Origin of the sequence: Streptomyces sp. NPDC094034 (assembly GCF_040303865.1) — a bacterium.
Taxonomy (GTDB): Bacteria; Actinomycetota; Actinomycetes; order Streptomycetales; family Streptomycetaceae; genus Streptomyces.
On the sequence record NZ_JBEOUD010000033.1, the window covers coordinates 77,371 to 99,652 of the forward strand.

Annotated in this window: 17 protein-coding genes; 8 read left to right on the forward strand and 9 right to left on the reverse strand. The window is 70.6% G+C overall.

The genetic code is table 11. The features are described from left to right. Nucleotides 1–56 precede the first annotated feature (56 nt). The 4 genes from ABTZ59_RS26225 to ABTZ59_RS26240 all read left to right on the forward strand — a co-directional run bounded on the left by ABTZ59_RS26225 (nt 57) and on the right by ABTZ59_RS26240 (nt 4,540). Nucleotides 57–932, forward strand: a complete 876-nt coding sequence (locus ABTZ59_RS26225; protein WP_351416962.1) for an NTP transferase domain-containing protein — start codon at nt 57–59, stop codon at nt 930–932. Then, complete coding sequence (locus ABTZ59_RS26230) at nt 929–2,392, forward strand: molybdopterin molybdotransferase MoeA (protein ID WP_351416967.1); 1,464 nt, start codon at nt 929–931, stop codon at nt 2,390–2,392. Before ABTZ59_RS26225 ends, ABTZ59_RS26230 begins: the two co-directional genes overlap by 4 nt. Before the next feature lie 20 nt (nt 2,393–2,412). Beyond that, complete coding sequence (locus ABTZ59_RS26235) at nt 2,413–3,468, forward strand: potassium channel family protein (RefSeq protein ID WP_351416971.1); 1,056 nt, start codon at nt 2,413–2,415, stop codon at nt 3,466–3,468. Nucleotides 3,469–3,550: 82 nt separating this feature from the next. Further along, a complete protein-coding gene (locus ABTZ59_RS26240) occupies nt 3,551–4,540 on the forward strand; it encodes an NAD(P)H-quinone oxidoreductase (protein ID WP_351416976.1) in 990 nt (329 codons plus the stop codon). A 143-nt stretch (nt 4,541–4,683) separates the two neighbouring features. On the opposite strand, the gene ABTZ59_RS26245 is transcribed toward ABTZ59_RS26240, so the two are convergent. From ABTZ59_RS26245 to ABTZ59_RS26270, 6 genes are all read right to left on the reverse strand, one after another. After that, nucleotides 4,684–5,226, reverse strand: a complete 543-nt coding sequence (locus ABTZ59_RS26245) for a bacterial proteasome activator family protein (RefSeq protein WP_283958873.1) — start codon at nt 5,224–5,226, stop codon at nt 4,684–4,686. Between the two features lie 206 nt (nt 5,227–5,432). Beyond that, nucleotides 5,433–8,288 (reverse strand): FtsX-like permease family protein, encoded by a 2,856-nt coding sequence (locus ABTZ59_RS26250; protein WP_351416985.1) that lies wholly within the window; start codon nt 8,286–8,288, stop codon nt 5,433–5,435. After that, nucleotides 8,285–9,001, reverse strand: a complete 717-nt coding sequence (locus ABTZ59_RS26255) for an ABC transporter ATP-binding protein (RefSeq protein ID WP_249951682.1) — start codon at nt 8,999–9,001, stop codon at nt 8,285–8,287. Before ABTZ59_RS26255 ends, ABTZ59_RS26250 begins: the two co-directional genes overlap by 4 nt. A gap of 288 nt (nt 9,002–9,289) precedes the next feature. After that, entirely contained in the window at nt 9,290–9,991 is a 702-nt protein-coding gene (locus ABTZ59_RS26260; RefSeq protein ID WP_351416990.1) for a PadR family transcriptional regulator, read from the reverse strand. Nucleotides 9,992–10,200: 209 nt separating this feature from the next. Further along, on the reverse strand, nt 10,201–10,824 hold the full coding sequence (locus ABTZ59_RS26265) for a hypothetical protein (protein ID WP_351416994.1): 624 nt from the start codon (nt 10,822–10,824) through the stop codon (nt 10,201–10,203). A gap of 149 nt (nt 10,825–10,973) precedes the next feature. Further along, nucleotides 10,974–12,698, reverse strand: coding sequence for a protein kinase domain-containing protein (locus ABTZ59_RS26270; RefSeq protein WP_351417001.1), 1,725 nt, complete (start codon nt 12,696–12,698; stop codon nt 10,974–10,976). A gap of 424 nt (nt 12,699–13,122) precedes the next feature. On the opposite strand from ABTZ59_RS26270, the gene ABTZ59_RS26275 reads away from it, so the two are divergent. Next, nucleotides 13,123–14,769 carry a protein kinase domain-containing protein gene (locus ABTZ59_RS26275; RefSeq protein ID WP_351417007.1) on the forward strand — a complete coding sequence of 549 codons (1,647 nt, stop codon included), beginning with the start codon at nt 13,123–13,125 and terminating at the stop codon, nt 14,767–14,769. Nucleotides 14,770–14,795: 26 nt separating this feature from the next. Here ABTZ59_RS26275 and ABTZ59_RS26280 read toward each other — a convergent pair whose 3' ends face one another. The 3 genes from ABTZ59_RS26280 to ABTZ59_RS26290 all read right to left on the reverse strand — a co-directional run bounded on the left by ABTZ59_RS26280 (nt 14,796) and on the right by ABTZ59_RS26290 (nt 17,320). Beyond that, nucleotides 14,796–15,815, reverse strand: coding sequence for a phosphotransferase (locus tag ABTZ59_RS26280; RefSeq protein ID WP_351417057.1), 1,020 nt, complete (start codon nt 15,813–15,815; stop codon nt 14,796–14,798). 309 nt (nt 15,816–16,124) lie between these two features. Next, complete coding sequence (locus ABTZ59_RS26285) at nt 16,125–16,541, reverse strand: pyridoxamine 5'-phosphate oxidase family protein (RefSeq protein ID WP_351417012.1); 417 nt, start codon at nt 16,539–16,541, stop codon at nt 16,125–16,127. 122 nt (nt 16,542–16,663) lie between these two features. After that, the gene (locus ABTZ59_RS26290; RefSeq protein WP_351417062.1) at nt 16,664–17,320 is read right to left on the reverse strand and encodes a response regulator; all 657 of its coding nucleotides are present in this window, start codon (nt 17,318–17,320) and stop codon (nt 16,664–16,666) included. A gap of 324 nt (nt 17,321–17,644) precedes the next feature. Between ABTZ59_RS26290 and pdhA the strand changes: the two genes are divergently transcribed. From pdhA to ABTZ59_RS26305, 3 genes are read left to right on the forward strand one after another with little or no spacing between them, the layout of a single operon-like run. Continuing rightward, nucleotides 17,645–18,826 (forward strand): pyruvate dehydrogenase (acetyl-transferring) E1 component subunit alpha, encoded by a 1,182-nt coding sequence (pdhA, locus tag ABTZ59_RS26295; protein WP_351417016.1) that lies wholly within the window; start codon nt 17,645–17,647, stop codon nt 18,824–18,826. A 2-nt stretch (nt 18,827–18,828) separates the two neighbouring features. Further along, nucleotides 18,829–19,809, forward strand: a complete 981-nt coding sequence (locus tag ABTZ59_RS26300) for an alpha-ketoacid dehydrogenase subunit beta (protein WP_351417019.1) — start codon at nt 18,829–18,831, stop codon at nt 19,807–19,809. Nucleotides 19,810–19,823: 14 nt separating this feature from the next. Then, a complete protein-coding gene (locus tag ABTZ59_RS26305; RefSeq protein ID WP_351417024.1) occupies nt 19,824–21,281 on the forward strand; it encodes a dihydrolipoamide acetyltransferase family protein in 1,458 nt (485 codons plus the stop codon). Nucleotides 21,282–22,282 lie beyond the last annotated feature (1,001 nt).

Here is a 22,282-nt window from a genome sequence, read left to right on the forward strand (position 1 = left end):
GAAGAACCAGCCACCTCGGGTGCTTCGGGCGGACGGTCGCGGCCCATACTTCAGCCATGACCGCGTATGACGCCATCGTGCTCGCCGGAGGTGCCGCCAAGAGGCTCGGCGGCGCCGACAAGCCAGGGGTACGCGTCGGGGGCCGCCCGCTGCTCGACCGGGTGCTCGGGGCCTGTGAAGGGGCCGCCCGCACCGTCGTCGTGGGCGGCAGGCGGCCCACGGCGCGACCGGTGCGCTGGGCGCGGGAGGATCCGCCCGGCGGCGGGCCCCTCGCCGCGCTCGACGCGGGGATGCGGTGCGCCGAGGCGGAGACCGTGGTCGTACTCTCCGCGGATCTGCCGTTCCTGGGGGAGCCGACGGTGCGCCGCCTGATCGAGACGCTGGACAGAACCGGCCGGGAGGGGGCGCTCCTCACCGACGCCGAAGGCCATGATCAGCCGCTGGTCGCCGCCTACCGCGCCGAACCGCTCCGCCGTGAACTGGCCCTTCTCGCCACGGAGTACGGCAGTCTGCCCGGCCTGCCGCTCCGGCTGCTGGTCGGGGAACTCGACCTCGCCCGGCTCGACGCCGATCCGCTCGCCTCCTTCGACTGCGACACCTGGGAAGACATCTCCACAGCGCGGGCCAGGATCAGAGAGCATGGGACCGTGCTGGACGAATGGATCACCGCAGTCAAGGACGAACTCGGCATCGAGCTGGATGTCGACATCCGTGTACTCCTCGATCTCGCCCGCGACGCCGCGCACGGCGTCGCCAGGCCCGCCGCGCCACTGACGACCTTCCTGGTCGGTTACGCGGCGGCCAAGGCCGGCGGGGACGGTCCCGAAGCGGTCGCCGAGGCCGCCCGCAAGGCCGTGGCGCTCGCCGCGCGCTGGGCGGACGAGACGGAGGGCACCGACGGACCGGACGCCAAGGGGGCCGACGCCGGATGACGGCCCAGGACCGCGAGGTCGACGGGTTCGACGACGCCCTGGCTCTGGTCCACGGAGAGCAGGGCGCGGGGCGCCCGCCGCACCGCGCCACCGAACCAGGTCATGGCGCCGCGCCGGGTCACAGCGCCGCGCCGGGTCGCGGCACCGGTCACGGCCGTGGCACCGGCTCGGCCATGACCGCTCGGCACCACGCCGAGTCAGCCGAGTCATGGGAAGCCGCCCGTGCCCTCGCGGCTCGCTCCGCGGGGCCGGTCCCGGCCACCCGTGCCGTCTCCGTACCCCTCGACCAGGCCGTGGGCCGGGCGCTCGCCGAGCCGCTGACGGCACTCACCGATCTCCCGTCGTTCGACACCTCGGCCATGGACGGCTGGGCGGTCTCGGGGCCGGGCCCCTGGACCGTGCGGCCCGTCCAGGACTCCCCACGAGATAAGGCGACGGCCGGCGACCACGGCAGCCCGGGCGTCGGCGACCTCGGCATTCTGGCCGGCCAGGGGACGGCGGCGCCGCTCCAGGACGGCACGGCCGTACGGATCGCCACCGGCGCCCGTATCCCCGCCGACACGACCGCGGTGGTCCGCAGCGAGCATGCCGTCACGGACAGCCATGGCAATCTTCATGCCGACCGCGAGGTGATCCACGGGCAGGACATCAGGCCGCGTGGCCAGGAGTGCCGGACTGACGACATGCTGCTGCCCGCCGGGTCCGTGGTGACGCCCGCCGTGCTGGGACTCGCGGCGGCGGCCGGCTATGACGAGTTGGTCACCGTCCCGCGCCCGCGCGTGGAGGTACTGGTCCTCGGTGACGAGCTGCTGACCGAGGGGCTGCCCCACGACGGGCTGATCCGCGACGCGCTGGGGCCGATGCTCGCCCCTTGGCTCCGTACGCTCGGCGCGGAGGTGATGGCCACCCGCCGGATCCGCGACGACGCCGGAGCGCTCTGCCGCGCGATCACCGGATCCACGGCGGATCTCGTCCTCACCACGGGCGGTACGGCCGGCGGACCGGTCGACCATGTCCACCCGGTCCTCCACAAGACGGGTGCCGAGCTGTTGGTCGACGGGGTCGCCGTACGCCCCGGGCATCCCATGCTGCTGGCCCGGCTGCCGTCGGGAGGGCATCTGGTGGGGCTGCCCGGCAACCCGCTCGCCGCGGTCTCCGGGCTGCTGACGCTCGCCGAGCCCCTGCTGCGCGCGCTCGCGGGACGGGCGCCCCGGCCCTCGTATCGCGCCCCGCTGCGGGACGCGGTGCAGGGCCATCCGTATGACACCCGGCTGGTGCCGTTCGTGCACCATGACGAGGGCCTTGTACCGCTACATTTCAACGGCCCCGCCATGCTGCGCGGTATCGCCGCCGCCGATGGACTCGTGGTCGTGCCGCCGGGCGGCGCACGGCCCGGAGACGAACTGGAAGTTCTCGACCTGCCGTGGGCGGCACCGGTCGATGGAGGGTGTTTCACGTGAAACTTCCCGGCCATGATGCGATGGCCAGGCATGCCGACGAACATCTCGTCTCGGCGCGGGTGAAGCTTCCGCGCCGTACCGCCGTTCAGCCGCTGCGTCAGGTCACCAGACGCCTGTTGATGGCGCTGTTCGTCCTCGCCCTGACGGTCTTTATCGTCTATGTCGATAGAACGGGCTATCACGACAACGCGGACGAATCGGTCGACTTCCTCGACTCCGTCTACTACGCGACCGTCACGCTCTCGACGACGGGGTACGGCGACATCGTTCCGTACAGCGACAGCGCGCGGCTGGCCAATGTGCTGCTGGTGACCCCGCTGCGGGTGCTTTTCCTGATCATTCTGGTCGGTACCACTCTCGAAGTGCTCACGGAGCGCACCCGGGAGGAGTGGCGGCTGAACCGCTGGAGGTCCAACTTGCGTGACCACACCATCATCGTCGGCTTCGGCACCAAGGGGCGCTCGGCGATGCAGACCCTCTGTGCCACGGGTCTCAAGAAGGAACAGATCGTTATCGTCGATCCGTCCAGCAAGGTCATCGACGCGGCGAACGCGGAAGGGTTCGTGGGCGTGATCGGCGACGCGACGCGGAGCGATGTGCTGATCCGCGCCGAGTTGCAGCGGGCGCGTCAGATAGTCATCGCCACCCAGCGCGACGACACCGCCGTGCTGGTGGCGCTGACCGCACGTCAGCTCAATCGCGCCGCGAAGATTGTCGCCGCGGTGCGCGAGGAGGAGAACGCACCGCTCCTGCGTCAGTCCGGGGCCGACGCGGTCATCACCAGCGCCAGCGCGGCCGGCCGGCTGCTGGGGCTGTCCGTGCTCAGTCCGAGCGCGGGCACGGTGATGGAGGATCTGATCCAGCAGGGCAGCGGTCTCGACATCATCGAACGCCCCGTCATAAAGGCGGAGGTGGGCCGGAATGTACGGGAGACGGAAGACCTGGTGGTGAGCGTACTGCGGGGCCATCGGCTGCTGGGGTACGACGACCCCGCCGCCAGCCCGCTCCAGCTGACCGACCGTCTGATCACCATCGTCCGGGCGCAGAGCCCTTCGGTGCCGGACACCTCGAACTGACCGCGCCCGGGGCCGTCCCGCGGCCCGCTCGGCGCCACGCGTAGTGGCCCACTGGGCGGTCCGCCGGAGTAGCCTCGCGGCCATGCATGCGATCACGATTCCGGAACCCGGTGGCCCCGAGGCGCTTGTATGGGCCGAGGTGCCCGATCCCGTACCCGGCGAGGGCGAGGTGCTCGTCGAGGTGGCGTCGAGCGCTGTCAACCGCGCGGACCTGCTGCAACGGCAGGGCTTCTACGATCCCCCGCCAGGCTCCTCCCCGTACCCCGGCCTGGAGTGCGCCGGCACGGTCGCCGCGCTCGGCGCCGGGGTCTCGGGCTGGGCCGTCGGCGACGAGGTGTGCGCGCTGCTGGCCGGCGGGGGGTACGCGGAGAAGGTCGCCGTCCCGGCCGGGCAGTTGCTTCCCGTACCGCGCGGCCTGGACCTGACCACGGCCGCGGCGCTCCCCGAGGTCACCTGCACGGTCTGGTCGAACGTCTTCATGGTGTCCCATCTGCGGCCGGGCGAGACGGTGTTGCTGCACGGCGGGGCGAGCGGGATCGGCACGATGGCGATCCAGCTGGCCAAGGCGGTGGGCGCGCGTGTCGCGGTCACGGCGGGCGGCCCCGAGAAGCTGGCGCGCTGCGCCGAACTGGGCGCGGACATCCTGATCGACTACCGCGAGCAGGACTTCGTGGAGGAGATCCGCAAGGCCACGGACGGCGCGGGCGCGGATGTCATTCTCGATATCGTCGGCGCGAAGTATCTGGAACGGAATGTACGGGCCCTGGCCGTGAATGGCCGACTGGCGGTGATCGGTCTCCAGGGCGGCGTGAAGGCCGAGCTCAATCTCGGCGCCCTGCTGAGCAAGCGCGGGGCCATTACGGCGACCTCGCTGCGCGCCCGGCCGCTGGCCGAGAAGGCGGCGATCGTCGCGGCCGTACGGGAGCATGTCTGGCCGCTGATCGCCGACGGCCAGGTCAAGCCGATCGTGGACCGCACCCTGCCGATGTCGGAGGCGGCCGAGGCGCACCGGGCCCTGGAGGCGAGCACTCACGTCGGCAAGATCCTGCTGCTCACATCGGCGAGCGCCTGACACGCCCGCGGCCCGGCACACCACACGGTGCGCCGGGCCGCGCCGAACAGGGTCAGCCGCCCCGGACAGAGTTATTGGAGCGGTCCGGACAGGACCTAAGCGGTCCGGACCTGAGTGGGTCCGGACCTAAGTGGTCCGGAGAGCTACAGGTACGGGCCCGAGCGGATCGCGCCGTGCCCCTGCTCCCCGTCGTCCTCCTGGACCGAGCCCGGCGGCAGCGCGCGGCGCATCTGCTCCAGCTGGGCCCTGGCCGCCATCTGCTGGGCGAACAGCGCCGTCTGGATTCCGTGGAAAAGGCCCTCCAGCCAGCCCACCAGCTGAGCCTGCGCGATACGCAGCTCCGCCTCGGAGGGAATGGCCTCGTCCGTGAAGGGGAGCGAGAGCCGCTCCAACTCCTCGACCAGTTCGGGGGCGAGGCCGTCCTCCAGCTCCTTCACCGAGCCGGCGTGGATCTCCTTGAGCCGTACCCGGCTCGCCTCGTCCAGGGGAGCCGCGCGCACCTCCTCCAGAAGCTGCTTGATCATGCTGCCGATCCGCATGACCTTCGCCGGCTGCTCGACCATCTCCGTCACCGGCATCTCACGTGCGCCGTCGTCGGTTCCACCGCCGCCGAGCGCCATCCCGTCCTGTCCCACCACGAGGACATGGGGGCTCTCCTGCGACCGTTCGTTCCTCGGCATCTCCATGCGGCCCATTGTCTCGCACATGTGCGTCACCACATGGCGTGCCCCCGTACGAAGGCGGATGACCTTCGTACGGGGGCACGGATACGGGGACCACGGACACGCGGAGACCAGGGCCCGCGCGGCATCACGGACTACGCGGGGATCACGGACTACGCGAGGAACAGGGCCTGCGCGTGATCACACGGTCAGCGGGCGGGCCCGTGGGGTTACGTCGCCGCCCGGCGGCCGAGCACCCGGTGCGAGCGGGTGACCAGCGCCGCCAGGATCGCGGCGCCCAGCGGGACGGCGATCAGCAGCGCGGCCAGCGTCCCCCACGGGATCACGATCGGCACGTTGGGCGGGCTGACGGCGCCCCAGCCCTCGTCGAGCGCCTCCTCGTACCACTTCCACTGCCCGCGCCGGTCCGTCAGCCGTAGCCCGACGGCCGGTAGCACCCCGGCCGCCGTGCCGAGCAGCACACCCATCACGGCCACCACCCCGCACTGGAACCCGCTCAGCGTCCTGCGGACCCGCGCCGGGGCGCCGACCGCGGCGAGTGTCTTGAGGTCTGCCTCGGCGTCGGCCTGGGCAAGACCGGTGGCGATACCGGCGGCACCGATGGTGATCAGCCCGGCGAAGACGGTCAGCGCCAGCAGCACGATGTTGTTCTCGCTGATGTAGCCGCGCTCGATATGGAGGCTCACATCGCTGCCGGTCTTGGCGAGCTCACTGTCCAGCTTCTGCTTCTGGGCGTCGCTCGGCGTGGCGCTGGTCGAGTAGTACGCGCCGAGCGGGACGGTGCTGAAGCCCGCCGCCTTCGCGGTGGCCGGGGTCAGGATCATCGAGACGCCGTACGCGTGGGGCGACCCCTCGACCTGGTGCGCCGTGACGGACTTGACGACGCCCGGCGAATCCTCGCCCTTCTGGATGGCCGCGTCGGCTGCCTCGATGTCGGTGACCAGGCGGATGCCGATCTTGCCGTTCGTGTCGATGTTCCGCTTGTCGAAGGAGACGATCCGCCCGTCCGCCAGCGCCTTCTCGGCGCCCGCGTCCTTGATCCCGAGGACCTTCAGCAGCTTGGCGTCCCCGATCAGCACACCACCTTCGACGCTGAGGTAGACCTCGCTCTCCTGGCAGCGCCAGTCCTTGGCGAGCTTGCGCCGCTCGGCCTTGCTGAACTTCTCCGCGGGGTCCTCGGTCCCGCTGGTCATCCACAGCGGGCACTGGTTGGCCTTCGGTACGACCACCTCGTACCGGCCGCAGCCCTCCGCGCCGCTGCTGTACATCGAGCAGCCGGGCTTCCCGACGGAGATCCGGTCCACATCGGCCCGTATCTCCGTGGGCAGATTCTTCTGGACGGCCGTACGGACGGTCGGGACATCCCGGCCGCCGCCCTCGTCGAGGAGCATGGCGGAGACCGCGCCGTGGGGCAGCTGAGGCGTGTACCCGGCCCGGCCCTGTGCGTCGATGCTTGCGGCGTATGTCGCGACCGCGACCGTGCCCGCCACCGCGGCGAGTACCGCGGCCACGGCGGGGGCCGTGCGGCCCCGGTTGCGTACGGCGTCGCGCAGCGCCAGCCGCGGTGAGAGCGGCATCCAGCGGCCGATCCGGCCGAACAGACCCACCAGGGCCGGTGTCAGCGCGACCACACCCAGCTCGGCGAGGGCACTGCCGCCCGCGACGATCGCGAACTGGTCGGTCATCGTCGATCCGTACAGCGCGATCGCGGCACCGAGCACGAACGCGATCAGTCCGAGGATCGGCAGCACCCTGCTGGTCTTGCGCACCCCGCGCCGGCCGGTGAGCGAGGCCAGGACGGTCTGACGGGAGGCGGTGACCGCCGGGACGATCGCGGCCAGCAGACCGGTGACCACGGCGAGTGCCGCGATGCCGATCAGCTCCAGCGGCTGGATCTCGAAGCCGCCGAAGCGCTGGCCCATGTAGTCCTCAAGTACCGGACGCAGGGCGAAGGTGAGGGCGACACCGAGGGCCGTACCGATGACGGCCGAGGCGACACCGATCACCAGACCGCCGGCGAGCACGACGGCCCGGATATGACGCCGTTCGCCACCGTTCGCCCCGACCAGGCCGAGCTGACGGCGCGAGCGCCGGGCGCCGACCGCGAAAGCCGGCCCCGCCAGCAGACAGATCTCCAGCATCGCGAGACCGACGATGGTGCCGAGCGCGGCCATCGCGGCGGTCTTGGCCGCCGTGCTCTCCTCGTACTTCTGCCAGCCGTCCTGCTGATAGAGCGGGACGTCCGAGTCGGCGGGCGGGTTCAGCTGTACGGCACGCGAGGTGACGGTCAGACCCTGGGCGTTGGCCTCTCGCACCATGTTCCACGTGAAACCACCGGAGATGCCGACCAGTTGTGTCGTGGTCGGAGAGGTGCCCGGCAGATCGTCGGCCTTCAGCGCCTTGTCGAGCGGAGCCAGCAACGCGCCGGGAAGCGCGTTGACCTGGTCGGTCTCCAGGGAGCTGGGGAGTTCGTACTCGCCGACGATCCGGTAGTCGGCATCGAGCCCCCGGGCGGTGAGCTTCGAGCCCACCCGCAGTCCGCTGGACTCCAGGAAGTGCGTGGTCGCGGCGACCTCGCCGCCCTTCTCCGGGAAGCGGCCGTCGAGGAGACGCATGATGCCCCGGGCCATCGGGTCCGATGCCTTGAGCTCACGGATCTCGGTGTGCAGCAACCCGTGTGTGGTGCGCAGCTTTCCGGACCCGACCGTGTCCTCCAGGACGGTCGCGCCCGCCGGGACGGCCTTCTCGACGTCCGCGGGGCCATCGGGCCACGGCTTGTTCTCGAAATCGCCCACCGGCGCGTACTGCTCGCCCGTCGGGTCCTGATTGAGGGGCTCACCGGCGAACGAGGGGTCGGTGATCCGCGCGTCGGCCCGGCCGATGTCACGGCTCAGGCTCTCCGTGGTGGAGAGTTCCGAGCTGCGCACGGTCAGATCAAAGGCGCTCACCCCGAGGATGGGCAGCGCGATCATGGCGAGGACGAGGAAGCTGCGTCCCTTGAAGCGCCAGGCGTCGCGGCGGGCTATCCGTACCGCGGCGCGCCAGGAGTGGAACCAGTTCTTCACAGCTCGGCCGCCTGGCCCGTCAGCAGCGAGTCCGCCTCGCTGCGCAGCGTCTGGTCGACGACCGCACCGTCCCGCAGGAAGATCACGCGGTCCGCCCAGGCCGCGAAGCGCGGCTCGTGGGTGACCAGGATGCCGGCCGCGCCCGCGTCACAGCGCGTGCGCAGCAGCGCGAGTACGGACTCGCCGGTCTCGGAGTCCAGGGCGCCGGTCGGCTCGTCCGCGAGGACCAGACGCCGTTCGCCGACCAGGGCACGGGCGATCGCCACCCGCTGCTGTTGGCCGCCGGACATCTCGTCGGGGAACCGGTCGGCAAGCTCCTCCAGACCCATCTCCCGCAGCGCGGCCAGGGCCTCGACACGTCCCTTGCGCGCGGAGACTCCGTCGAGTTCGCGGGGCAGCGCGATGTTCTCGGCGGCGGTGAGCGCGGGGATCAGGTTGTAGTCCTGGAAGACATAACCGATGCTGCGGCGGCGCAGGGCCGCGAGCTTCTTGCGGTCGGCGGTGGTGATGTCGGTGTCCTCGACGATCACCCGGCCCGAGGTGGGGGTGTCGAGCCCGCCCGCGATGGTGAGCAGCGTGGACTTGCCGGAGCCCGACGGGCCCATGACCGCGACCAGTTCGCCGGGGAACACATCGAGATTGATCCCGCGCAGCGCGTGCACCTCGGTTGCTCCACTGCCGTGGACCCGGGTCAGCTCCTGGAGCTGAAGCACGGGCCGCCGCGACGAGTGCTGCTGCGACTGCTGCGACGACCGGGGCTGCTGCTGCGACGACTGATGCTGCTGTGGCGCCGGATGTGACGCCTGTGACTGCTGTGGCTGATGTGATTTGCGAGCCATGAGGTCCCCCCATTGGGCGTACGCGCACGTACGAGCGGTTCGGTATGACGAGCGAGGTGGGGCGGGAGTTGGTGCGGTCAGCCCCAGGAGGCCGCGCGGGCCCCGGCCACGTGGTTCGGGTGAGGGCCGGAGCCGCGCGGGCGGTGATGCCCGCGGCCGTGGTCAGTCGGCGGTCGAGCCGACGGAGGGTTCGGACACGGAAGACGGTGTGGCGTAGGCCGAGGCCGAGGCCGAGGCGGACGCGGGGGCGGGCGCTGGGGTGGGCGCGGGCGTGGACCCGGCGTCCGGACTCCCCGAGGGCGTCTTCGAGGTCTCGCCGCTCCGCCCCGGCACCATCGCGAGCCGGATCAGCCGGATCTCGCAGTGGTCGAGCCAGCGGGCCTCGGCCTCGGTCTGGAAGATGAGCTGTTCCAGAACGAGGAGCCAGGCCACCTCGTCCCGGTCGGTCGGGACGGCTTCCAGGGCCTGTGCCTTCAGCCGCGTGTAGTCCTGCATCGCCTGGATGGTGTGATGCCGCTGCGACTGGATGACCTCCCGGATGTCGACCCCTGGAGCCCCGACCGCCATGGCGAGCTTGATCGCCAGTTCGTCACGGGGGGGACTGGCGCGGTCGACAGGCGTACGGAACCAGGACCGCAGCTCCGCGCGGCCCGTCTCCGTGATCACGTAGAGCGCGTGACCCGCCTTGTCCTCGCCTTCCTGCGCGACCATGCCATCGCGCTCCAGGCGGCTCAGGGTCGTATAGACCTGGCCGACGTTGAGCGGCCAGGTGGAACCGGTGCGCGACTCGAACTCCGTACGGAGCTGAGAGCCGTAACGCGGACCGCGTTCGAGGAGGGCGAGAAGCCCGTGGCGAATGGACATACTCAGTATGTATACCGCGTAAGTCGTGGCCCGCAAGCGACCTGAGACGGACTTCATAAGTACGCCATAAGGAGGACCGCGGAATCGTCCGAGGGCGGCGGCACCGCCGAGGTCCGGCGACCCCGCCCGGGGTCCGCCGGGCCGCCCGAGGACTGCCGGGGAGCGCCGGGAGAGCGTCGGGAGCCGTCAAGACCCACCGGCACGCGGTTTCAGCGACGTCGGAGGCGCAGCCCGAGAAAGCCGAGCCCCAGGCCGAGCAGCGTGATTCCGGCGCCCAGGGTCAGTACGGGCACCGGCCGCGTGGCCGATCTGTCGAGTGCCGTCGCGTCCGGTCTGCGGGGATCGGTGGGGGGCGCGGAGTCGGCTGCCGTCGGCTCTCCCGTATTCGCCTGCTCCTCCGGTGGCCGCAGGCCCTCCCCCGGCGCGTCGGCCGTGTCCCACTCATCCGCCGTCTCCTCGTCCGTACGCGCGGGGGCGGAGGCGGACGGCTTCGCGGGTTTGGAGGAGGGTGACGGCTTACGGGAGGGGGCGGGCGGCTTCGCCGGTGAGGACGGCCGGTCTGGTCGCGCGGGGTCCGCGCTCTCCGCGCTCTGCGTACTCGCGCTCGGGTCCACGTCCTCGGGCGTCGCGGCCTCGGCATCCGGCTCCGGCGGCCTGCCCGGGCGGATCTTCCCCTCCCCCGCGAGACGCCCGGCCAGCGAGGAAGCTTCGGGCTCCGGGGCGACGGACGCGTGCGGCGGGGGCGGGGCGGACTCCTCGGCGTACACGGCGGGTGCGGTCAGCAACAGGGACGCGACCGCGATCGCGCAAGAGGTGCGGAACCTTGGAGTCACCGATCCAGCGTCACATGGGGGGACAACTCCGGCATCCCGGACGGTCAGTCCATCCGTCGTGAGTACTACTCCGGATCCCCCGTGGAGCGGGTACTACTCCGATCCCCCCGTGCGGCGGGTACTACTCCGATCCCCCCGTGGAGCGGGTACTACTCCGGGTCGCCCGTGGAGATCGTCAGCTCGAACTCCTGCTCCTCGGGCAGCACGGCGGCACCCGGGCGCGGGTACTGGCCGATCACGATGTCCTCGGCCTGCGTGCCGTCGTTCTGCTTCTTCGGCTCCGACCAGGTCCAGCCGGCCGCGCGGAGGCAGTCCTTCACCGAGAGGATGTCCTTGTACCGCAGGTCGGGGACCACCACCTTGGTCGGGTCGAGGCCGTCCTCCGAGGCGTCCGAGCACTTCGTCGCGTCGATGGTGCGGTTCCGTTCGGGGTCCCGGTGGCCCGCGACCGGCGCCGCGGAGTCGCTGGTGCCCGGATCCGCGTTCGTGTTGTCGTCCGAGCCCTTGTTCATCGACAGCGCGAGGATCAGCCCGCCGATCGCGAGGACCGCGACCGCGATCGAGCCCACGATGACCGGCGTGTTGCGTCGGCCGTCGCGCCGGCCGTCCCCGCCATGCCCCCCGTAACCGGGGGTCGTCTGGGGCTGGGGCGAGCCCGTGTACGGCCGCGGAGCCGGCGACGGGGACTGGTACGCGGGCTGCGGGTTCTGCGGATAGCCGTAGCCGGCCACGGCGCCCGGGCCGGTACCGGGTCCCGGTGCCGGCGTGTGCATCGGCCCGGGCGGCTGCATCTGCTGCTGCGCCGGGGCGGGCGTCGGCTGCCCGTAAGGACCCGGCTGGTACGGCGTCTGTACGCCCTGCCCGCTCGGCGGTCCCTGGGGCGACTGGTCCACCGGCGGGAAGACCGCGGAGCCCACGCCCGCGCCGCTGTTCTGCGGAATTCCCTGGACGATCACCGGCGCGCCCGTCTGTCCGCCGGGCAGCACCCGCGCGCATTCGTCGCGCATCGCCTCCGCGCTGGGGAAGCGCTCGTTCGGGTTCTTCTTCAGCGCCCGCGCGACCAGGGCGTCGATCGCGGGGGTGAGCGAACGGTTGATGCTGGACGGAGCGACCGGCTCCTCCTGCACATGCGCGTACGCGATCGCCAGCGGCGAGTCCGCCTCGAACGGCAGTCGGCCCGTCAGCAGTTGGAAGAGCATGATGCCGACCGAGTAGAGGTCGGAGCGCGCGTCGACACCGCGCCCGAGCGCCTGCTCGGGCGACAGGTACTGCGGCGTCCCGACGACCATGCCGGTCTGTGTCATCGACGTCACACCCGACTGCATGGCGCGCGCGATGCCGAAGTCCATGACCTTGACGATGCCGCGCTTGGTCATCATCACGTTGCCGGGCTTGATGTCCCGGTGGACCAGCCCCATCTCATGGCTGGTCTCCAGCGCGGCCAGCACATCGGCCGTCACCTTCAGCGCCTTGTCGGCCGGCATCGCGCCGTACTGGGCGATGTCCGCCTGGAGTACGGAGCCGAGCGGCTGCCCCTCGACGTACTCCATGACGATGTACGGCATCAGCGCGCCGGAGCCCGCGGCGGAGCCGCTCTCGTGGAGCGTGTCCTCGCCGGTGTCGAAGACGGAGACGATATTGGTGTGCGACAGCTTGGCCACGGCCTGGGCCTCACGGCGGAAGCGCTCGCGAAAGGACTGCTCGCGCCCCAGCTCCGTGTGGAGTGTCTTGATCGCAACCTGACGGTCCAGGGCCGTGTCGTACGCCAGATATACGGACGCCATGCCGCCTTCGCCGAGCAGGTCGCGAAGCTGGTACCGGCCCCCCGCGACCGAACCGCCCGCATAGCGGCCCCGTGCGCCGTCCTGGCTCATGACTGTGCTTCCCCCTCGGCGCGCTGACGCGGTGGTGCCACGCGATGACCCGTTGTCGAAGATCCCGTTGTCGAGGATCCCGCCTTATCGGAGATCCCGTCGTCCGGGATCCCGCGTTGTCGGAGATCCCGCGATGACGCGAATACGCGCCAAGTCTGCCCCAGGGCAGTGACACGTCAAGCCGGGTGCCCGTTCCGTGACCGTACGCACAACAAGCGTCTCGGAAGCGTTACAGGAAACGCATGGAATTTGCGTGGGCGTCGAGTGAACGGGTTTCATGACCGGTCCATCCTGGACCGGCGTGTCACATGGAGGCTGTAGCGTGATGTGGCATAGCCACTCCTGAGACATCCCCTGAGACACACAGACATACCGCGGACCGCGCGTGCGGCCACTCCGCGGACAGAAACGACGGCGAGGACTGATGGCACCCGAACCCGAAGCAGGCGGCGGAGTGCCGGATGCGGCGGACTCCTGGGGCGACAACGGATTGGTCGGCCAGATGGTCGGCGACGGCCGCTACCGCCTGACCCACCGGCTGGGTCGTGGCGGCATGGCCGAGGTGTTCGCGGCCGAGGACGTACGGCTCGGACGCATCGTCGCCGTCAAGCTGCTCCGGGCCGATCTCGCCGAGGACCCGGTGTCCAAGGCCCGCTTCACCCGCGAGGCGCAGTCGGTCGCCGGGCTGAACCACCACGCGGTGGTGGCGGTGTACGACTCGGGCGAGGACACGGTCAACGGTCAGACCGTGCCGTACATCGTGATGGAGCTGGTCGAGGGACGCACCATCCGTGATCTGCTGGTCAGCGCGGAGGCCCCGCCGCCCGAGCAGGCGCTGATCATCGTCTCCGGGGTGCTCGAAGCGCTCGCCTACTCGCACCAGCACGGCATTGTGCACCGGGACATCAAGCCCGCGAACGTGATCATCACGGACGCCGGCGCGGTGAAGGTGATGGACTTCGGCATCGCGCGCGCCCTGCACGGCGCGCAGTCGACGATGACCCAGACCGGCATGGTCATGGGCACACCGCAGTACCTCTCGCCCGAGCAGGCGCTGGGCAAGGCCGTCGACCACCGCAGCGACCTGTACGCCACGGGCTGTCTGCTCTACGAACTGCTCGCCCTGCGGCCCCCCTTCACCGGTGAGACCCCGCTCTCGGTCGTCTACCAGCATGTCCAGGACATCCCGGTCCCGCCGTCCGAGGTCTCGGACGTGGCGCCGCCGGAGCTGGACGGCCTGGTCATGCGCGCGCTCGCGAAGGAGCCGGACGACCGGTTCCAGAGCGCCGAGGAGATGCGCGGGCTGATCCAGTACGGCCTGCAGATGCTCCAGCAGCAGGGCAGCCATACGGGCACGTGGAACACCGGGGCTGTCGAGCCCCACATGGGCGGCAACACCCCGGCGATGGGCATGGCCGCGACGACCGCGCTGGGGCACCCGCCGCACGGCGACACCTCACAGGGCCCGATCCTCCCGCCGCGGAATCCGGACGACGGCGGATACGACGGCGGGCAGCGGAACGGCCGCGGTCGCGGCAAGATGTGGCTCTTCGTGGCGCTCGCGGTGATCGCGATCGTGGCGGGAGCGGCCTACGCGCTTCAGGGCATCGGCGATACGGGCAACGGCGACAAGTCGGAGAACAAGCCGTCGGTCAGCACGAGCGAAACAACGCCGAGCGATTCGCCCTCGCCCTCGGACTCCCCGAGCGAGGACACCTCGGAGACGGACACCTCCACCGGAGGCGACGACCACTGGCCCAGCTACAAGCCGAGCGATACGCCGTCGGAGTCGCCGAGCGACTCCGAATCGTCGAGTGACCCGTCGACGCCCCCCTCGGAGACGGGTTCGACCGGCTCCAGCAGTGGGACGAGTACCGGCACTTCGGACGGCGGCACCTCCGACGGCGGTACGACGGACGGCGGCACGACCGACGGTGGTACGACCGATGGAGGCACCGCCGACGGCGGCACGACCGACGGAGGGACCTCCGACGGCGGCACGACCACGGGTGGTGGTGTCCCCGGCGGCACCATCACCGGCGCCGACGCCGCCGGAGGCACCACTCCCTGACCGGCGGGCAGCTCCCTGAGCCGGAATCAGCCGGCGAAGGCCTCGCGTACCGCCTCGTACTCCCGCGTCCACCACACCGCGAGGGCCGACACCGCAGCGAACAGCGGGTCGGCCCTTCGGTCGTCCAGCTGGTAGCGCCAGCGCAGTATCCAGAAGTCGTTGAGCCGCTCCCACCACACCCGGTGCACGGCCGCGGCGAGTTCGGAGGCGCGGGCTCCGGCGGCCCGGCGGTAGGCGCGCGCGTACGCCCGTACCTTCGTCAGCTCCAGCTCGCCCGTCGGCCGGACGAAGAAGATCGCCGCGGCCCGTACCGCCTCCTCGGCGCGCGGCTGTACGCCGAGCCGGTCCCAGTCGATGATCGCGACCGGTTCGTCGCCGCGGTAGAGCAGGTTCAGCGGGTGGAAGTCGCCGTGCACCCAGCCCGTGGCCGGTTCCGCGCCGGGGGGCGGTCGGCGATGGGCGTGGAGTTCCAGCAGGTCCCGGCGTTCCAGGAGGCGGTGTTCTGCCAGCGCGTCGAAGACGTCCCTGCGGGTACGGCCGCGGGCCAGGGCGAGCAGTTCCTCGATGAGGTCGAAGGTGTCGGCGGGGTCGGGGCTGACATACGCGAGCGTCGGTGGATCCGGCTCCATCACCCGCTCCAGACAGGTGTGCACCAGCCCGAGGAGCGTTCCGAGGTGTCCCGACCCGCCGGTGGTGAGCTGCGAGCCGTCGCGATGGCGTCCGTCGATCCACGGGTGCAGGGCGTAGCAGTGGCCGCCGATGACCGCGACGGTGTCGCCGTCGGCGTTCTCGACGGGCGGGGCGACGGGCACGCCGAGCGTCTGGAGCCGCTGGGTGGCGCGGTGCTGGCGGGTGATGATGTCGCGGTCGCCGTCCAGATGGTGCTTGAGGAAGTAGGCGCCCCGGGTGGTGCGGAGCCGGTAGCCGCGGTTGAGGAGCCCTTGGGCGACGGGCTCGCAGGAGAGCGGCTCGCCCGCGTTCCGGTAGCGGCGGAGCAGGGTCCGGACGGGCGGAGCGGCGGCGTGGAGCGGGAGGGTGGAGTGCAGTGGGGCGGAGGGGTGCGGCGGGGCTGACGGGTGTGGCGGGCCTGACGGGTGAAGCGGGGCGGAGGGGTGCGGTGGTGCGGAGGGGTGCGGTGGTGCGGAGGGGTGCGGTGGTGCGGAGGGGTGCGGTGGTGCGGAGGGGTGCGGTGGTGCGGAGCGTTGCGGTGGTGGTGCGGAGGGATGCACGGGAGGAAGCGCGGGAGGGAGCACGGTACGAGGTGCACGAGCGGCGGCAGGCGCGGGGATGGGGATCACGGCGGTCGCAGCAGGTGCGGCGAATTCATATGAGCGCGGCACTTGTCAGATGTTAGATCACGCAACGTGTTCGCTTCGTCGCTCCAAGGAATAGTCGAGCGTATGTACGGTGACGAACTGGGGCGTAAGTCGCATATAGACCGGATCGAATGGCTCACCGTCCACGCGGTGGGGGCCCGTGCCGAACATTTCCAGCTCAGGGGCCGTCGGTTCGATGATCTCGGCGGTGCCGGTGAACTCGACCGACCACTGGTCCATCTCGTCGCTGCTGAAGTTGTCCGCTCCGTACGCCACCACGCCGCCGCCACACGCCCGGTGGTAGCCGAGGCCCGCGTGCATGCACAGCAGCACGGATCCGCCGGCCACGACATGGCGGGCGGGCGCCACAAACGGCATCGCGCGCATACTCGTCGCCACCCGCCCGTACGACACCCGGCTGAGCAGATCGATGGCTCGGAGTTCCTCGGTGAACATGGTGTCCACTGTGCGTTACCGAAGACCCCGCCAACAGAGGAGGCGGCCCCGGATGAAGGGGACGTAGGTCCCGATTAGGACCGGGTCCGACGCGGTACGTCGACCGGGTCCGACGCGGTACGTCAGGGCTTCTCCGCCTGGAGCCGCGCCACGTACGCCGCCGCCTGCGACCGGCGCTCCATCCCCAGCTTGGAGAGCAGGCTGGAGACATAGTTCTTGATCGTCTTCTCGGCGAGATGCAGTTGCTCGCCGATCGCGCGGTTGGTCATGCCCTCGCCGATCAGATTCAGGATCCTGCGCTCCTGGTCGGTGAGGCCGGCCAGTTTGTCATCCTTCGGGGGGTTGCCCGTACGCAGCCGCTCCAGCACCCGCGCCGTCGCCTCCGGGTCGAGCAGCGACCGTCCCGCCGCCACGTCCCGTACCGCCGTCAGCAGCTCATTGCCGCGGATCGCCTTCAGCACATAACCCGAGGCCCCGGCCATGATCGCGTCGAAGAGCGCCTCGTCGTCGGCGAACGAGGTGAGCATCAGGCACTTGATCGACTCGTCCCGCGAGCGGATCTCCCGGCAGACCTCCACACCGCTGCCGTCCGGCAGCCGGACATCGAGCACCGCCACATCGGGTCGGGTGGCCGGGATTCTGGCCGTGGCGTCCGCCGCCGTGCCGGCCTCCCCGACGACCTCGATGTCGTCTTCGACGGAAAGAAGCTCAAAGACGCCCCTGCGGACGACTTCATGGTCATCAACAAGGAATACAGTAATTTTTCCGTCCTTGTACACAGAATCCAGTCTCACACATTCACCCCTTCCCTGCCGCAGATCAGCGGGATAACGTGCCGTTGTTCCGGCGGCCTGCAAGGCTGTGACCAGTGGTTGTTCCAGGCTTTGGCGATTTACTTGGAAATCCAAGCAAAATTGCAGGTCAGAAGGGGTTTCGCAGGAGTGCCCCCCACTGGGTAACGTGCCTGTGACAGGGCGCTCGCCGGGGCACCTGTCACGCCTGTCCCGGACGCGTCGCACCCACCCCGTGCACGCTGCGGAAGCAGGCGAGCCGCACTGGTACCCGGCGGATCCCGGGAGCCGGACAGACGGAGGAGCAAGCACGTGACCGTGGAGAGCACTGCCGCGCGCAAACCGCGACGCAGCAGCGGCACCAAGCGCGCAAGCGCCAAAAGGACGCCGCAGCCCCAGAGTTCTGAGCCCCAGCTCGTACAACTGCTCAGCCCCGAGGGCGAGCGGGTCGAGCACCCGGACTACGGGATCGATCTGACCCCGGAGGAGTTGCGCGGGCTGTACCGCGACATGGTCCTGACCCGCCGCTTCGACGCCGAGGCCACGGCGCTCCAGCGCCAGGGCGAGCTGGGACTGTGGGCATCACTGCTCGGCCAGGAGGCCGCGCAGATCGGCTCGGGTCGCGCCCTGCGCGACGACGACTATGTCTTCCCCACCTACCGTGAGCACGGCGTGGCCTGGTGCCGCGGCGTCGACCCGACGAATCTGCTGGGCATGTTCCGTGGTGTGAACAACGGAGGCTGGGACCCCAGCAGCAACAACTTCCACCTCTACACCATCGTCATCGGCTCCCAGACCCTGCACGCCACCGGCTACGCCATGGGCGTCGCCAAGGACGGCGCGGACTCGGCCGTGATCGCGTACTTCGGGGACGGCGCCTCCAGCCAGGGCGATGTCGCCGAGTCGTTCACCTTCGCCGCGGTCTACAACGCGCCGGTGGTCTTCTTCTGCCAGAACAACCAGTGGGCCATCTCCGAACCGACCGAGAAGCAGACCCGGGTGCCGCTCTACCAGCGCGCGCAGGGGTACGGCTTCCCCGGCGTCCGGGTCGACGGCAATGACGTACTGGCCTGTCTCGCCGTGACCCGTGCCGCGCTGGAGCGGGCCCGCCGGGGCGAGGGGCCCATGCTGGTCGAGGCCTTCACCTACCGGATGGGCGCGCACACCACCTCCGACGACCCGACCAAGTACCGCGCGGACGAGGAGCGGGAGGCCTGGGAGGCCAAGGACCCGATCCTGCGGCTGCGCCGGTATCTGGAGCGGGAGGGCCATGCCGACGAGGCGTTCTTCGCGGCTCTGGACGAGGAGAGCGAGACGCTCGGAAAGCGGGTACGAGAGGTAGTGCGGGCCATGCCCGACCCCGATCCCATGGCGATCTTCGACCATGTCTACGCCGACGGGCACGCGCTCGTCGACGAGGAGCGCGCGCAGTTCGCCGCGTACCAGGCGTCGTTCGAGGACACCCAGAGTGGTTCCGCCGGGGAGGGCAAGTAGCCATGGCCGTACAGAAGCTCCCGATCGCCAAGGCGATCAACGAGTCGCTCCGCAAGGCGCTGGAGACCGACCCCAAGGTCCTGATCATGGGCGAGGACGTCGGCAAGCTCGGCGGCGTCTTCCGGGTCACGGACGGACTCCAGAAGGACTTCGGCGAGGACCGCGTCATCGACACCCCGCTCGCCGAGTCGGGCATCGTCGGCACGGCCATCGGTCTCGCGCTGCGCGGCTACCGGCCGGTGGTGGAGATCCAGTTCGACGGTTTCGTCTTCCCCGCCTACGACCAGATCGTCACCCAGCTCGCGAAGATGCACGCCCGCGCGCTGGGCAAGATCAAGATGCCCGTCGTGGTCCGTATCCCGTACGGCGGCGGCATCGGCGCGGTCGAGCACCACAGCGAGTCCCCCGAGGCGCTCTTCGCGCATGTCGCGGGGCTGAAGATCGTCTCGCCGTCCACGGCGTCGGACGCGTACTGGATGATGCAGCAGGCCATCCAGAGCGACGACCCGGTGATCTTCTTCGAGCCCAAGCGGCGCTACTGGGACAAGGGCGAGGTCAACACCGAGGCCATCCCAGGTCCGCTGCACGGCGCGCGGGTCGCCAGGGAGGGTACGGACCTGACGCTCGCGGCGTACGGCCCGATGGTGAAGGTCTGTCTGGAGGCCGCCGCGGCGGCCGAGGAGGAGGGCAAGTCGCTGGAGGTCGTCGATCTCCGCTCGATGTCCCCGATCGACTTCGACACGATCCAGACGTCGGTGGAGAAGACGCGCCGACTGGTCGTGGTGCACGAGGCGCCGGTCTTCTACGGCTCCGGCGCGGAGATCGCCGCGCGCCTCACGGAGCGGTGCTTCTACCACCTGGAGGCCCCGGTACTGCGGGTCGGCGGCTACCACGCGCCGTACCCGCCGGCCCGGCTGGAGGACGAGTACCTCCCGGGCCTGGACCGGGTGCTCGACGCCGTCGACCGCTCGCTCGCGTACTGAGGAGTGCCGTGACCATGACTGCTGACACTTCCACTCGCTACCGCGAATTCAAGATGCCCGACGTGGGCGAGGGGCTCACCGAGGCCGAGATCCTCAAGTGGTACGTACAGCCGGGCGATTCCGTCGTGGACGGCCAGGTGGTGTGCGAGGTCGAGACCGCGAAGGCGGCTGTGGAACTGCCCATTCCGTACAACGGGGTGGTGCACGAACTGCGCTTCGAGGAGGGCACGACGGTCGACGTCGGCGCGTCCATCATCACGGTGGACGTGGCACCGGGCAGCGCGGAACCGGCGCCTGCCGCTCCCGCCGCTGCCGCCGCCGCTGTCGTCGCCGAGGAACCGGCCGAGCCCGCCGAACCGGCGACGCGTACGCCGGTACTCGTCGGCTACGGGGTCGCCGAGGCGTCCACGAAGCGGCGCGCCCGCAGGGGCGCTCCGGGTGCCTCGGTGCCGGAGCAGGCGACGGCCGCGGAGACGGCCGGCGCGGCCATTCAGGCGGAGATGAACGGGCACGCGGCCCCGCCCATGTCCGCGCCCGCGCAGTCCCGTCCACTGGCCAAGCCCCCGGTACGCAAGCTCGCCAAGGACCTCGGTGTGGACCTGGCGACGATCACGCCGACAGGTCCCGGCGGGATCATCACGCGCGAGGACGTCCACGCGGCGACGGCTCCGGCCACGGCCACCGCACCGGCGATCGCCCCGGCGCCCGCCGCCGTCGCTCCGACGCCAGTTGCCGAGCCGGCGACGGCCCAGGCGGTCGGTGTGGCGACCGGCCGGGAGACCCGTATCCCGATCAAGGGCGTACGGAAGGCCACGGCGGCGGCCATGGTGGGCAGCGCGTTCACCGCGCCGCATGTCACGGAGTTCATCACCGTCGATGTGACGCGCACGATGAAGCTGGTCGAGGAGCTGAAGTCCGACAAGGACATGGCGGGCCTGCGGGTCAACCCGCTGCTCCTCGTCGTCAAGGCGCTGCTGGTCGCGATCAAGCGGAACCCCGAGGTCAACGCGGCCTGGGACGAGGCGAACCAGGAGATCGTCCTCAAGCACTACGTCAACCTGGGCATCGCTGCGGCGACCCCGCGCGGTCTGATCGTCCCGAACATCAAGGACGCGCACGACAAGACGCTGCCTCAACTGGCCGAAGCGCTGGGGGAGCTGGTGTCCACGGCCCGCGAGGGGAAGACGACCCCGGCGGCCATGCAGGGCGGCACGGTGACGATCACCAACGTCGGCGTCTTCGGCGTCGACACCGGTACGCCGATCCTCAACCCGGGCGAGTCCGCGATCCTCGCGGTCGGCGCGATCAAGCTCCAGCCGTGGGTCCACAAGGGCCAGGTGAAGCCCCGCCAGGTCACCACGCTGGCGCTCTCCTTCGACCACCGCCTGGTCGACGGCGCACTGGGCTCCCAGGTCCTGGCGGACATCGCCGCGATCCTGGAACAGCCGAAGCGCCTGATCACCTGGGGATAGCGCCCCAGGGCCGCGCGCCCGAACGACGGAGCCCCACGGCGAGCACATGGCTGTGGGGCTCTTCGGGTTCTTCGCGTGCTCTTGGGTGCGGGTTCGTGCCGAGGGGTAGTCGGGGTGGGCCGGTGCGTTTGATGGCGGGTGGGGGCCGCCCCTAGGTTTCAGTTTCGCGGTTACGGGTCGGGCGTCAAGGGCGCTCCTTCGTCGCGTCGGCTGCGCCGATTCCGCTTCGCTTCACCCTTGACTCCCAACCCTCCACCGCAAGTGCTGCTTTGAGGGGGGCGGCCCGGGGGGAGGGGTCCCCGGAGGGGCTTCCTTTCCGTCGGGGTCTGTTGCCGACCGCAGGTCGGTGGGCCCTGCGGGGCTGCGCGGCAGTGGAGTGGGGCGGCCCGGCACCGGCTCAGCGAGCTGATGTGGGTGGGTGGTGGGGATTCATGCCCCGCTGGTGACGGTCCGTTGACGGGTGCACCTGTCGACTGGGGCGGACGAGCCTGCCACCTGCCCCCAATGTCCCATTTTGGAAGGGGCTTTGGGGAGTGCTCCGGCGGGTCATGTGTCCTGGGTTCGGTTAACCGGGCCCCAGGACGCATCGCCCCCTCCGGGTCAGTGGTGGGGGGCGAGGTGCGGGTTCGTGCCGAGGGGTAGTCGGGGTGGGCCGGTGCGTTGGATGGCGGGTGGGGGCCGCTCTTAGGTTTCAGTTTCGCGGTTGCGGGTTGGGTGTCAAGGGCGCTCCTTCGTCGCGTCGGCAAGCCGATGACCTTCGGTCACCCTTGACCCCCAACCCTCCACCGCAAGTGCTGCTTTGAGGGGGGCGGCCCGGGGGGAGGGGTCCCCGGAGGGGCTGCGTTGTTCCGGGGGCCGGGTCCCGGCCTTGGGTGGGTGGGCCCTGCGGGGCTGCGCGGGAGTGGAGTGGGGCGGCCCGGCACCGGCTCAGCGAGCTGATGTGGGTGGGTGGTGGGGACTCATGCCCCGCTGGTGACAGTCCGTTGACGGGTGCACCTGTC

Bases quoted from the DNA above. Each gene is read 5' to 3' on its own strand.
- ABTZ59_RS26225 (WP_351416962.1), top strand. From the start codon at position 57: ATGACCGCGTATGACGCCATCGTGCTCGCCGGAGGTGCCGCCAAGAGG.
- ABTZ59_RS26285 (WP_351417012.1), bottom strand. From the start codon at position 16,541: ATGTTCACCGAGGAACTCCGAGCCATCGATCTGCTCAGCCGGGTGTCG.
- ABTZ59_RS26240 (WP_351416976.1), top strand. From the start codon at position 3,551: ATGCATGCGATCACGATTCCGGAACCCGGTGGCCCCGAGGCGCTTGTA.
- ABTZ59_RS26235 (WP_351416971.1), top strand. From the start codon at position 2,413: ATGGCCAGGCATGCCGACGAACATCTCGTCTCGGCGCGGGTGAAGCTT.
- ABTZ59_RS26245 (WP_283958873.1), bottom strand. From the start codon at position 5,226: ATGGAGATGCCGAGGAACGAACGGTCGCAGGAGAGCCCCCATGTCCTC.
- ABTZ59_RS26270 (WP_351417001.1), bottom strand. From the start codon at position 12,698: ATGAGCCAGGACGGCGCACGGGGCCGCTATGCGGGCGGTTCGGTCGCG.
- ABTZ59_RS26300 (WP_351417019.1), top strand. From the start codon at position 18,829: ATGGCCGTACAGAAGCTCCCGATCGCCAAGGCGATCAACGAGTCGCTC.
- ABTZ59_RS26305 (WP_351417024.1), top strand. From the start codon at position 19,824: ATGACTGCTGACACTTCCACTCGCTACCGCGAATTCAAGATGCCCGAC.
- ABTZ59_RS26260 (WP_351416990.1), bottom strand. From the start codon at position 9,991: ATGTCCATTCGCCACGGGCTTCTCGCCCTCCTCGAACGCGGTCCGCGT.
- ABTZ59_RS26275 (WP_351417007.1), top strand. From the start codon at position 13,123: ATGGCACCCGAACCCGAAGCAGGCGGCGGAGTGCCGGATGCGGCGGAC.
- ABTZ59_RS26230 (WP_351416967.1), top strand. From the start codon at position 929: ATGACGGCCCAGGACCGCGAGGTCGACGGGTTCGACGACGCCCTGGCT.